10 protein-coding genes are annotated in these 12,111 nt (G+C 56.3%); 3 read left to right on the top strand and 7 right to left on the bottom strand.

The window, feature by feature from the left end:
- Positions 1–2 precede the first annotated feature (2 nt).
- Genes ABWV47_RS17690 through ABWV47_RS17680 form a run of 3 tightly spaced genes read left to right on the top strand, consistent with a single transcriptional unit; the run spans position 3 to position 2,450 of the window.
- Entirely contained in the window at positions 3–563 is a 561-nt protein-coding gene (locus ABWV47_RS17690; RefSeq protein WP_353314295.1) for an RSP_2648 family PIN domain-containing protein, read from the top strand.
- 55 nt (positions 564–618) lie between these two features.
- Positions 619–843 (top strand): hypothetical protein, encoded by a 225-nt coding sequence (locus tag ABWV47_RS17685; protein WP_353314293.1) that lies wholly within the window; start codon positions 619–621, stop codon positions 841–843.
- 32 nt (positions 844–875) lie between these two features.
- Positions 876–2,450 (top strand): ABC-F family ATP-binding cassette domain-containing protein, encoded by a 1,575-nt coding sequence (locus ABWV47_RS17680; protein ID WP_353314291.1) that lies wholly within the window; start codon positions 876–878, stop codon positions 2,448–2,450.
- A gap of 201 nt (positions 2,451–2,651) precedes the next feature.
- On the opposite strand, the gene ABWV47_RS17675 is transcribed toward ABWV47_RS17680, so the two are convergent.
- The 7 genes from ABWV47_RS17675 to ABWV47_RS17645 all read right to left on the bottom strand — a co-directional run bounded on the left by ABWV47_RS17675 (position 2,652) and on the right by ABWV47_RS17645 (position 12,090).
- Complete coding sequence (locus ABWV47_RS17675; RefSeq protein ID WP_353314289.1) at positions 2,652–3,545, bottom strand: VOC family protein; 894 nt, start codon at positions 3,543–3,545, stop codon at positions 2,652–2,654.
- On the bottom strand, positions 3,542–4,264 hold the full coding sequence (locus ABWV47_RS17670) for a serine acetyltransferase (protein ID WP_353314287.1): 723 nt from the start codon (positions 4,262–4,264) through the stop codon (positions 3,542–3,544). The genes ABWV47_RS17675 and ABWV47_RS17670 overlap by 4 nt, the downstream gene beginning before the upstream one ends.
- A complete protein-coding gene (locus ABWV47_RS17665) occupies positions 4,254–5,759 on the bottom strand; it encodes an aldehyde dehydrogenase family protein (protein ID WP_353314285.1) in 1,506 nt (501 codons plus the stop codon). Before ABWV47_RS17665 ends, ABWV47_RS17670 begins: the two co-directional genes overlap by 11 nt.
- Entirely contained in the window at positions 5,756–6,613 is an 858-nt protein-coding gene (locus ABWV47_RS17660; RefSeq protein WP_353314283.1) for an NAD(P)-dependent oxidoreductase, read from the bottom strand. Before ABWV47_RS17660 ends, ABWV47_RS17665 begins: the two co-directional genes overlap by 4 nt.
- Positions 6,614–6,706: 93 nt before the next feature.
- Positions 6,707–7,612: a LysR family transcriptional regulator gene (locus tag ABWV47_RS17655; RefSeq protein WP_353314281.1), complete on the bottom strand. Its 906-nt coding sequence runs from the start codon at positions 7,610–7,612 to the stop codon at positions 6,707–6,709.
- 554 nt (positions 7,613–8,166) lie between these two features.
- On the bottom strand, positions 8,167–10,743 hold the full coding sequence (locus tag ABWV47_RS17650; protein ID WP_353314279.1) for a methyl-accepting chemotaxis protein: 2,577 nt from the start codon (positions 10,741–10,743) through the stop codon (positions 8,167–8,169).
- A gap of 186 nt (positions 10,744–10,929) precedes the next feature.
- On the bottom strand, positions 10,930–12,090 hold the full coding sequence (locus tag ABWV47_RS17645) for an ABC transporter substrate-binding protein (RefSeq protein ID WP_353314277.1): 1,161 nt from the start codon (positions 12,088–12,090) through the stop codon (positions 10,930–10,932).
- Between the last annotated feature and the right edge of the window lie 21 nt (positions 12,091–12,111).

The raw sequence follows: 12,111 nt of genomic DNA, 5'->3' as shown, positions 1-12,111 counted from the left end.
CGATGCAGCGCCTGTTGCTGGACACTTGCGTGCTGTATCCGACGGTGATGCGGGAGGTCCTGTTGGGCGTGGCGGCAACCGGTGCGTTTGAACCACAATGGTCGGACCGCATTCTGGAAGAGTGGGCCCGTGCCGCGCGCAAAATTGGCCCCACTGGCGAAGATCAAGCCCGCGCGGAAATTGCTCTTTTGCGGACGGCTTGGCCCAAAGCTGCGGTGACTTGGAAGCCCTCCCTTGAGGCGCGTCTCTATTTGCCGGATGCGGATGATGTGCATGTTCTTGCGGCGGCCATTTCAGGGTCATCAGACGCGATTGTCACAATGAACGCCAAAGATTTCCCGCGCCATACATTGGCTGAGGAGGGGCTTGAACGCATCGACCCAGACGCGCTGCTGCGCGGCTTTTGGGCGCTTGATCCCGAAGGGGTCGGACAGGTGTGTGAGCGCGTTCGGCAAGAAGCGGATCGGTTGAGTGGTGAGACCTGGGACATGCGCCGCTTGTTGAAGAAAGCGCGCCTGCCAAAGCTTGCCAAAGCCGTGAGCGCATACGGAATGTCTGCCTAAAACGTGTGTGCACAGTGGCTTGGGACGACCTGAGTTCGATCAGGAAAACACCTGAATGTACCGATTTCTTACCACAGCGTACCCACCAACCCTGATGCTGGTAGAAGGCGCGTGGACCGGAATCCCAAATCATCCCTATCCGCTGTTTGATGCATCGCATTCTCGTGCTGGCTTGCGTGCAGCAGTGGAACTTGAACCTTGTAAACTTGCGCGGCCAGCGGTATCCATGACGAACAGACAGATGGAGCAAACGAACATGGAACAGTCACTCGAAAGCTAACACCATTTTGGTTTTTCTTGCGAGCGTACATCATGTCTTCCATTTCTATCGCCGGCTTGAGCTGGCACTGCCCAAACAATCATCCCATTTTCAGCGATCTCAATTTGACATTGAGCCCCGTGCGTACCGGTCTTGTCGGTAGAAACGGCACGGGCAAGACGTCTCTTTTGCGCCTGATAGCAGGTGAATTGCTCCCTGACAGCGGGACCATCACAGCGGCTCTTTCCGTGGGATTTCTCCGACAAAACCCTGAGCAAGATGAGTATGGCACAATTGCGGATCTGTTTGGAGTGGCGGACCAGCTTGCCATCCTTGCACGTGCCGGGCGCGGGGAGGCAACGTTGGAGGATCTCACCAAAGCCGATTGGACTTTGGAGGCGCGGTTGGAAACGGCACTCAGCAGTCTTGGTCTTGACCAGTCCCCAAACACCCAGCTCGACACGTTGTCAGGTGGACAGCGGACGCGTGCCAGCCTTGCTGCGCTGATGTTTGCGGAACATGATGTCCTTTTGTTAGATGAGCCGACCAACCACCTTGATCGTGCAGGACGCCAATACCTCATCAATGCTGTGCGGGCGTGGCGGGGCGCTGTTGTGGTCGCGAGCCATGATCGCACCTTGCTTGATGAAATGGACACCATTGTTGAACTGACGTCACTTGGGGCCCGGAGCTACGGCGGCAACTACAGTGCCTATCGCGCCGCTAAGGATGCGGAATTGGCATCAGCTGAACAAGACGTGTTGCGTGCGGAACGCGAATTGACGCACACACAGGCCCGCGCGCAGCGTGCCGCAGAACGCAAGGCCCGGACAGACAATCAAGGTCAGCAGCTTCGCAGGTCTGGCAGCCAACCAAAGCTGGTACTGGACGCAATGAAAGCGCGAAGTGAAGGATCCGGTGGGGCAGCGGCGCGGCTGCGTGAACGCCAAACCAAAGAGGCTGAGGTGGCGTTAGACACAGCCCGAGAAGCGGTGGAGGTTCTAAACCCGCTGGCCATGGATGTTCCGTCTTCCAATTTGGCGCGCGGTCGTGACGTGCTGAGCGTCAATGATCTTGGGTTTGGGTATCAGAAGGGCAGCCTGTTGCTGGATGGCATTTCGTTCTCGATCCGGGGGCCGGAACGCGTGGCCATTGAGGGGGCCAATGGGGTCGGGAAGTCGACGCTCCTTGCTTGTGTTCAAGGGCAGCGTCAACTTGCGTGTGGCTCTGTGCGTGTCCATGTCCCCGCGGCTTTGATCGATCAAGACCTAAGCTTGCTGAAGCCTGATGAAACGGTAAGAGAGGCCTTCGCGCGGATTGACCCGCTCGCCACCGAGAACCATCGCCGCGCTGTTCTTGCGCGGTTTCTGTTTCGTGGTGCGGATGCTGATCAAATCATCGGCGGGCTCAGCGGGGGGCAGCGGATGCGCGCTGGGCTGGCCTGTACGCTTGGCCACAGCCAGCCAAGGCAGCTTCTGCTGTTGGACGAGCCGAACAATCATTTAGACATCGAAGCGGTTGAGACCCTTGAAGCGGCGCTGAACAATTACGATGGGGCTATTCTTGTTGTGAGCCACGACCAAAGGTTTCTGGATCAGATTGGTATTGAACGCCGAATATCGCTCTGACGGTCGACGCCCCTCGCAAAAGGCTGTCATTCACGCTCGCGAACCCGTCTGCCATCACGGTCTGATCGTTTTCGGACAGGCGAACAGGCTGTCGTTATGGCAGTATGGCTAAGGAAACTTTGGACGTGCACTTTGTTGCGTTTCGCCGGGAGCGCGCCAATCAACGCCTAAGAAGTCCCAATGTCTTGAGGCCATGGAGTCCTATGTGGCGCGTCTGGCTGCCACAAACCTAAGAATGACATTGGCCGTTTCTTTCGGGGCTGTTGTATAGTGCTGCGACGGTGTGGTTCGCATGTTTAGACCACACTTGGTGATCCAAAACTCAAGGTCCGCAGAGCTTTTGTAAGTGAGATCAATTGCAACAATACTTGGTTCATTGTTGTCTGAGATGTCTTGCGGCAACTCGCCAAATTCGGCTTGGATGGCTTCCAATGTTTTCACAAACATCGGCCCGTTTGCTGTCGCAACCTGAAAGCCGCCGTCACATGGTGTTGCGGCGCCATAGAGACCGGCAAGCTTTGTTTTCAGACTGCTGTGCACAGACTCTTGGGCCAATACTGTGACCCCGCCGATACCCATGACGGAGTTGGGATGTGCAAGCCAGTCAGGCACATAAATCAACTCGGGTTTGTGTTGCTGACACAGAAAAAAGGACAAGCGCGGGAAATCGGGATCGGGCAAAAGCGCCAACGTTGTTTTTGTGCGATCGGCGCGCCCGTCAGGCAAGGTGACGTCACGCCCAAATTCCAAATGACCTGCGACCGTGAAACCCGCAGCTTGGGCGGTCGCTGCATCCGCCATGCTGTCCGTGCTATGCAACGCGCTCAGCGCAACGCCTTCGCGCTCTTGCAGGTGTTCAAAAACGTGTCGCCCAAAGCGGAAATCACCGGCGGGCACCTCGTCGATCAGCGTGTCATCGTAGATGCCCATGATCTCCAGCAGGCACCCTTCAAACATCGCAAGGCTGGTGCTGGTGCCCCAAGGATGCTTGCCAATCGCCGTCATATTGAATCCAAGCGAGATCAGCCGATTGCGCAGCCCTTCGATGTCGTGGGTCGCAACAAGCGGGTGGTCGATGCCAAAGGAGGCGTTCATTTGCGTGTATCCTCTTTCAAAAAGGAAACGCGTGCCGGGCCGATGTCCCGCGCTTTGGTGCCAATGACAACGCGGCCTGCGGGAACATCCTCCAAAACGATTGCGCCTGCTGCAACATTTGCGCCTTTGCCGATGGTGATGTTGCCCAACACCAATGCCCCGGCGCCGATGATCGCCCCGTCCTCGATCTTTGGGTGCCGATCTGGGCCGGAATTGTTGAAGGTGCTGCCAAGGGTCACGTTGTGCCAGATCGACACGTCTGTACCGATGACGACCGTTTCACCCGCGACAAATCCAAGCCCGTGATCCAGCCAGAAGCCCGCCCCAATTTTGGCGGCCGGGTGAATGTCTGTGCCAAAAGCCCGTCCAAACGTGGCCTTTAGCGCCATCGCCAAGGTTGTTTCACCCTGTTGCCACATCGCATTGGCGACGCGATGTCCCATCGTTGCGTGAATCCCACGAGAAAACAAAAGAACAGCGGCGGGTCCGCCGGGTTCAAAGTTTCGCCGTGCGGTTTCATGGATGTCCCGCCCTGTCTGGGCAATGATCTGAGGAGAGTGGCGATGGGTTTGTGCAACGATACGACCAACATCCTCATTGCACAGCATGCTGAACAATGCCCCCGCGAGGTCGGGGAAATCATCAAATGGCCCCAGCGCCAATACTTCAGCCGTTACAGTATTTGCCGCAAGCAGCGCTTTGACGTCATCAACTAACATAGCCAAACGCTATCTGAGGGGTGGGGGCGCTGTCGAGCCAAACGCTTTTCGCCGAGGTGTATTCCATCAATGCATCCGTGCCGCTTGAGCGTCCAAAGCCCGAGTTTAGTGACCCCCCAAACGGGGAGGACACATGGATCGCCTTGTAGCTGTTGATCCAGAATGTGCCCGCGCGCACATGATCCGCCACACGGTGGGCGCGTCCAACATCTGCGGTCCAGACGGCCCCAGCAAGACCAAACGCCGTGGCATTGGCCAAGGCCACAGCCTCTTCTTCGGTCTCAAACGGGATCGCGGTAACGACCGGACCGAAAATTTCGGTTTGCGCCGCATGATCGGTGTTGGACAAACCATCCAGAATTGTTGGGGGGACAAAGAACCCGGTGTCAGGCTTATTGTCCCGGCGAAGAACATTTGCACCGTCCGATTGGGCCCGTGCCACCATGTTGCCCACATGGAAAAACTGTCGCGCATTGCTGATTGGACCAACCTCGGTGGCGTTGTCCAACGGATCACCAAGCCGAATGCTGTTCATACCCTTTGTGAGCATATCGACCAATTCGTTATGGACGGATCGATGCACAAGCAGACGAGAGCCCGCGACACAGCTTTGTCCCGCGCCAGAGAATATCGCGGCCTGTGCCCCAAGGCAGGCATGTTTGAGATTGGCATCCTCAAAGACAATGTTGGCGGACTTCCCTCCAAGCTCCAACACAGATGGTTTTAATGCTTTGGCGGCCGACATCGCCACGATACGCCCCGTCTCGGGTGAACCAACAAAGATCACCTTGCGCACCGCATGGTGGTCAATGGCGGCTTGCCCCGCGGTCGGCCCAAGTCCGCACAAAACGTTGACAAGGCCTGTGGGCAAACCGACCTGTTCGGCCAAATGCACAAGCGCGACTGTGGTTACAGGGGTCAACTCGCTTGGTTTGATCACCACGCCATTGCCTGTGGCAATGGCAGGCGCGATCTGCCAACCTCCGGTGAAAACGGGCGCGTTCCATGGCGTGATCTGAAAGACGACGCCCAAAGGCTCGCGTTTGGTATAATTCAGGTGGCCGGACGGCACAGGGATCACTTCACCATGCACCTTGTCGGTCCAGCCGCCGTAATAGGCAAACATCTCTGCCACCTTGGCCACTTCGACGCGACAATCCCGGATTGGTTTGCCAGCAATTAGGGCTTCAAGGGTCGCAAGTGGATCGACGTTGGCAAGAACGGCGCGGGCGATGTCTTGCATCACCTGCCCACGTGCCGCACCAGACAGCTTGGCCCAACCAACCTGCGCAGTTTGGGCCGCAAGGCAAGCCTCCACCGCAAGGTCCGCACCAGCGTCTGCGTAAGAAGTAAGTCGCTGTTCCGTGTAGGGATCGATCAACTCTATCGTGTCGCCAGTGCCATCCACCAGGGCACCATTGATGAAGCTTTGCGGCTTTGAGCCGAGGCCAAGTTTGGCCATCTGCGTTCTAAAAATATCGGCCCGCGCGGTCATGTGTTTGCTCCATATTTGGTGATTTCGTTAAAATCGGAGGTGTCGGGAATGTCTTTGGACGTCTCCAACCAAAGATCTGCGATGCCTTTGAAACCTTCGAGATCCACGCCAGTTTGCTGCGCCAGTTCCAGCGCAAGCCCCACATCTTTGCGCATCAAGCCCATCGTAAACCCGGAATCAAACGCACCGTTGAGAACCCATTTGGGGAAGTTCACCTCGCTTACGCCGCTGCGGCCCGACCCGGCATTCACGCCCTCAAGCAACCCCTCAGCCGTGACGCCCGCAGCCTCGCACATACGCACCGCTTCTGCGACAAGCACAAGGTTTGCTGCACAAAGCATATTGTTGGCGATCTTTGCTGCATGTCCCGCACCGGACGCGCCAACCATCACGGTTTTGGCCGTCAGAACGTCCGTGACGGCGCGCAAGCGATCAATGGCACTTTGATGACCTGCAAGGAGCATTGTCATGGTGCCGGAATTTGCTGCCGCAGGCCCGCCACTCACAGGCCCGTCAATGAAGTCAAACCCATGTTTTGTGCCCAATTCCGCCATAGCCTGCGAGGTCGACGGCGTTGACGTTGAGGTATCCAAAACGATTGCGCCAGTTTCGATATCAGTGGCAATCTCAGTCATCACCGCTTCAACGATCTGCGCCTTAGGTAAGGAAAGGATCACCACGTCTTGGCCCGCCACCACTGCCTTGGCGGTGTCTGATATCCGCGCGCCAAGGGAGTCCATCTTCGCTTGAATCGATGTGTCAGGGTCAAAGCAGCTCACGTCCATGCCCGCCGCGACCAATTGGCCGACCATCCCGCCGCCCATATTTCCGCATCCAATTACACCGATTTTCATAAGCAACGCTCCGCAAGGTTTTGCAGATCATAGCAGGGGAATTTCTTCAAAAAATGCAATCAAACAGAAAGATTGTTGCACTCAATGCAACACCTAAGCGTTTAGGGCCGCCAAGGATCGCGCCATAACTGGGACGAGTTTTTGTGCGGCCAAAGGCAATCTCCGGCCCTGCCGAACAAATAGGGTTACGGTACCCATGCCAAAATCCGGAATGGAAACATGTCTGGCGCGCAGGATGCCCGCCTTGATATCATCTGCGACGACAAACTCGGGCAACAGCGTCACTCCCAGATCGGTCCGAACAAACGCCTTGAGCGCAGCGATTGATCCGGTCTCCATCACCGCGCGCGCGCGAAACCCATGTGAAGCCTCCATCGCGGCAATCACCGCGCCGACCCCGTAACCCTTGTTCAGAAATGCAGATGGGAGAGTGGAAAGCTCTTCGACCTTCACCGCGCCTGCAGTATCAAACGTCCCGTTCTTGCGGCAAATGACAACAAGAGGGCGGTCAGTGTGCGCCACGACGTTTAGCCGCGGGTCGGGGGCAACATTGAAAGCCAACCCGATGTGTGCTTGGTCCTCGATCACCGCGTCCTTCATCTGTTCCGTGGCGCCCACAGTGAGGGAAAACGTGATCTGCGGATGGTCTTGCGTAAACTTGGCCAATACAGATTGCGAGAAATCCCCGACGAAGCCCTCACCCAAAGCAAGCGACACTGTCCCGCGTTCCATATTGGCAAGGGCGTCAAGTTGGGATCGAAACGCTTCCATCTCGCCGGCCTGCCGTTGGATGTAGTCAATCAACAACGACCCAGCCTCCGTCGGCAGCACACCTTTGCGTCCCCGTTCGATCAATGCGGTCGCAAGTTGTTTTTCCAAAGCCGAGATATTCCGGCTGACAGTGGAGGGTTCCAGCCCAAGTTGATCAGCCGCAGCCCGAATTGTGCCGGTCAGCAGAGCTGTCTTGAAGCTGAGGAGATGTTTGGGGTCAGGCTGCATTGCGTCTCTCGATTTGCAAGGTACCTTAGGATTTGTTGCGAGCAGCGCAACACAAAGGCCCAATTCTGTCGTGCATGCAGCCGTTTTTTTGTGTCAGGCTGACTTTGGTCAGGTCGCGTCGGGCGCGTGCGCACGATCGGTCACAAAGAAGCGATCACCTCGATTTTTGGTGTCCACTCATGATTTCAACGTGAGACAGGATTCGACCCTGCATGTGCTTTAGGACCGGTTTCGCGGCAAATCTCTCGCGCGAAGCGGACATAGGCATCTTGCAGCGGGGGCCGGGGCAGGTGGCCAATCTCCCCAAATGCGTGGATTGATCCGTCGTTGGAGCAACCTTATGTGCCGCTGTGCAGAGACGTTTGGGGCAACGCACTTTGGGATGCAAGCCTCAGAACGTATCGCGCCCCCCACAGGATTATGTGGGAGGCGCGTCGCATAAGGTACTGATGACAGACAGCAGACATCTATCAACAGCATGGAACACAAGACACGAGCTAACTCTGAGCGGTCTCAGTTTTTAAAAACTGCGCTCCTCGCGTTGCAAGCGCGTCTTAAGCCCAAGCACGATCCAATTCGTCTTCGTCGTCCCCATCCGTGGTTTCTGCCTCTTCCGGCTGTCGATGTGTCGCGACTTCAAAACCCTGCATCAGCGTGCCAAGTCGTTGGGCATCCGCCGCCAGCAATTGTCCCGCCGCACTGGTTTCTTCCACCATGGCTGCGTTTTTCTGGGTCACTTGATCCAGATGGGACACCGCTTCATTTGCCTCATCCAACCCGCCGGCTTGCTCGCCGGTGGAGGCGGCTATCGTGCTCATCAATTTGGAAATATGCGAGACGCGCTCCACAATGTCGTGCAGGGCCGTACCAGTTTGCCCCACCAAGTTCACTCCTGTTTCCACCTGCAGAGTGCTCTTGGAAATCAGCTCTTTGATTTCGGTGGCCGCTTCTCCGGTGCGTAGGGAGAGGCTCCGCACCTCGGAGGCCACCACAGCAAATCCAAGACCTGCGTTTCCAGCTCGCGCTGCTTCCACGCCCGCATTCAATGCCAAAAGGTTGGTTTGGAAGGCGATGTCATCAATCACACCAATGATCTGGGCGATTTGTGAGGAGCTTTCTTCAATGTCATGCATCGCGCGCACGGCATCGGCCACAACTTCACCGCTGTCGGTGGCCTGTTTTTGTGCTTCTCTCGTCGTGGACTCGGCGTCTTTTGAACCACTTGCAACCGAGCGCACGTTTTCTGTCAGCTCATTGAGTGCTGCGGATGTCTGCTCCAGCGTTGCTGCCTGACTTTCGGTGCGCTTTGCCAACTCGTCGGAGGCTTGTGAGATCTCCGCAGACCCGTTCCTGAGGGATTCTGTGACGTTTGCCACTTCCACAACCGTCGCGTTGAGGGTTTCGGCAGTGCGATTGAAGTCTTGTTTCAACTGCGCATACCCATCCGTCAGTTCTGTCTCAATGCGATAGGTAAGCTTACCATCTGCGAGATTTGAGAGACCCTGACCAATGGCCTCAACAGCTGCAGTCTGTTGAGCTTGATTGGCGGCGCGTTCTTCATCCGCAACCTTCTGAAGCTCCTCTTTCTCCACCAGCCCATCGCGGAATACGGTGAGGGCTTGGGCGATCCGCGCAATTTCGTCGCTGGAGCGATCGAAGCCTTTGACAGGGCTCATGTCCCCTTGTGACAGACGTTCCGTTGTCCGGCTGATTGCATTCAGAGGCCCCACGATCAAAATGTGGTTCAGCACGAGGACCACCACGATTAGGCCCGCGGCAAACCAGCCCATGAGGACGAGGTTTTCTTGGACCATGGTGGCGTCTTCGGCAATGCCGATTGCGCGATTTGTGATTGCGAACTGGCTATCGACACCAAGTGTTGTTGCCCGGTCAGCGATGACAAACACCTCGTGAATGGTGTCTTCTGCCGCGACCGCTGCCGCATGTTCCGCATCAATGGAGCTTAGGCGATAAAAGGCGAGGCCTGCACCCGGCGTGGCGATGACACCAATCTGTTCGATGTATTCTGCAAGTTGGCCGTCGCCGAAACTGCTATAGGGCTCCAAAGACTGCGCAGCGGCCAGCATGCCGCGTTCCGCAGAAAGAGCACCTTCTTCTGTTTGTGTTGCAACCGCCTTAAGCGCCTCAATTTGGAACGTGCTGAGCCAAGAGTTGATCTCTAGCAACTCACTCATAAACGCAACTTCGTTGTCCAGCAGGTTTTGGATCGCGTCACGGTTCCCAGTGGCCGCGTCATCTGCGGCAATGGTCAATTCAAAGACCATGTCGTCCACAGCCCCGGCCAGAAGTGCATCGGCCTCCTGACGCGCAGACAGAACGGCGCCTTGATCAACGCGCCGCCCGGAGGCGCCATCTACAACTGCTGCGCCCATACTCTCAGAAATCGCCGAAATTTCCGCCCCGATGATATCCCCGGCGTCGGTCCCTTCCAGTCGCGACATCGCGTTCTCCAGGCGGCTGCGGGACGAGGTTGCAAGATCGTTGAAAATGGAGCGTGTCGCACTGTCAGACGTTGTGGCAATGGCCAACGCTACCCCTGACAACAGGTTGATCTCTGCACGGGTCTCCAAAATGGCTTGCAATGTGGCAAACTTGTTTTCTGACAAATCGAACAGCGTGTCTTCGACCGTCGCCATCGTGTCTTCGCCCTGCAGCGTGATATTGAAATAGGCGCCATCGGCAATTTCAAGCAGAACGGACTGCAAGCTCACGGTCAGCGCTTGCAGGTCTTGTGTCATAGTGTTCACACGATCCATATTCTCAAAGAAATAGGCCCGTGCCCCGATTGTGGCATCGAGTTTTGACGTCACCAAGGCCATCTCGGTGTCAAACTCTTCTCGCAACGCCTCCGGCAACTGGTCAATTGCCGTCTGCAGTTCATTTGACGACTCCTGAACCTTGGTTTCCGCGTCATTGAGTTCTGATGCGTTTTGCGAGGCCAACACAGCGACCATAGAGTCTTTTGTTTGGCTCGCTGCGCGGATCAGCGCATTGCTTCGGTCAAGCTTGGGGAGATCTTCTGTGGTCATCGTCACCACGGAGGCCGTCACCCGTACGAAAGACTGATATGTCAGATAGCCAGCAAACCCAGCCATCACTGCGAGTGTCAACAAAATGAATGTGATCTTTCCCCTAATGCTTGAAAGCACGTTCAAACGGAGAAGAAGGTTACGTCCAAATTGACGTTTCAGTTTGAGACCCATGGCTGTCGCCTTTGCTGATGTCCCGCCAGCGAAAATACGGCGGAGGAATTGGCTTTGGAAGGGGCGCGCCCTTGGGCGCGCCCAAAAGGTAGCTTAGGAGTTGCCGCCTGCGACGATTGGATCAAAACCACCGTCTGCGTTGATGCGGGTCAGGAACACATCGTCCATGCCTTGGTTGTCGCCTGCACCATAGGTCATGGTTACACCGCCAAGATCCACTGCGGTCAGACCATTCAAAGCTGCGAGAAAGCTCTCACGGGTCAGGTCTGCACCTGCGGCTTCAAGACCTTCAATTGCCAGACGGCCCACCATGTAGCCTTCAAGCGATACAAAGCCGGGTTTGGCTTCCGCATCCACAGCTTTCAGTGCGTCGGTGTATTGAGCCACAACAGGGATGGACATATCCCAAGGGAACGGCACAACCTGGCTGATGATCACACCTTCACCTGCATCGCCGAGTTCGTTGGACAGCGCGTCAGATCCCACAAAGGAGATGTTGACGAAAGTGGCATCCATTTTCATCTTGCGGGAGAGTTTGATGAACTCTGCGACGGGTTTGTATGCGCCCACCATCACCACCGCGTCAGGCTTTGCTTTGCGGATAGACAGCAGCGCTTTTTTCACAGCAACTGTGTTGCGCGTATAGGTGCCCTCGGCGGCAAGAGTCATGCCACGCTTTTCAAGTGCAGCAGTCACACCTTTCAAGCCAACACGGCCGAAACCATCGTCTTGGTACAGCAATGCAATGGACTTCATGCCTTGCTCATCCACCAGATGCTTGATCCAAGCTTCGGTTTCTGCGGCATAAGTTGCACGTACGTTGAAGATGTTGCCGTGGCTCGCATCGCGGAGGAAGCCTGCACCCGTGAAGGGGCCAATGAACGGAACGTTTGATTCTGTTGCGATTGGTTGTGTCGCCGAAGAGGTTGGTGTGCCAACTGCGCCAATCAGACCGATATGAGCGTTGCCTTCAACGACGCCTTTGACCAAGGACGCAGAACGATCAGGCTCATAGCCATCATCCATTGTGTCCAACTTCAACATCCGACCATGAACGCCGCCTGCGGCATTGGCCTCTTCAAATGCGGCGTTGATGCCCAAGCGCATCCCGGTTCCGAGGGCGGCAGCTGGCCCTTCGAAGGCTGCGACCTGTGCAAAGGTTACGCTGTTAGGCGTGACACCTTGCTCAGCGGTGGCGAAGGAAGGAATGGCCAACAGCGCAGCAGCTGATAGCACCTTAAGGTTGAATGACATTTTGACAGCTCCGTAAGAGGT

The sequence above is a fragment of the Shimia sp. NS0008-38b genome (assembly GCF_040370365.1).
GTDB lineage: Bacteria > Pseudomonadota > Alphaproteobacteria > Rhodobacterales > Rhodobacteraceae > Shimia.
Note: the sequence above shows the minus strand (reverse complement) of the source record. Positions and strands in the feature narration are given on the sequence as shown.

Bases quoted from the DNA above. Each gene is read 5' to 3' on its own strand.
- ABWV47_RS17645 (WP_353314277.1), bottom strand. From the start codon at position 12,090: ATGTCATTCAACCTTAAGGTGCTATCAGCTGCTGCGCTGTTGGCCATT.
- ABWV47_RS17665 (WP_353314285.1), bottom strand. From the start codon at position 5,759: ATGACCGCGCGGGCCGATATTTTTAGAACGCAGATGGCCAAACTTGGC.
- ABWV47_RS17680 (WP_353314291.1), top strand. From the start codon at position 876: ATGTCTTCCATTTCTATCGCCGGCTTGAGCTGGCACTGCCCAAACAAT.
- ABWV47_RS17685 (WP_353314293.1), top strand. From the start codon at position 619: ATGTACCGATTTCTTACCACAGCGTACCCACCAACCCTGATGCTGGTA.
- ABWV47_RS17655 (WP_353314281.1), bottom strand. From the start codon at position 7,612: ATGCAGCCTGACCCCAAACATCTCCTCAGCTTCAAGACAGCTCTGCTG.
- ABWV47_RS17660 (WP_353314283.1), bottom strand. From the start codon at position 6,613: ATGAAAATCGGTGTAATTGGATGCGGAAATATGGGCGGCGGGATGGTC.
- ABWV47_RS17675 (WP_353314289.1), bottom strand. From the start codon at position 3,545: ATGAACGCCTCCTTTGGCATCGACCACCCGCTTGTTGCGACCCACGAC.
- ABWV47_RS17670 (WP_353314287.1), bottom strand. From the start codon at position 4,264: ATGTTAGTTGATGACGTCAAAGCGCTGCTTGCGGCAAATACTGTAACG.
- ABWV47_RS17690 (WP_353314295.1), top strand. From the start codon at position 3: ATGCAGCGCCTGTTGCTGGACACTTGCGTGCTGTATCCGACGGTGATG.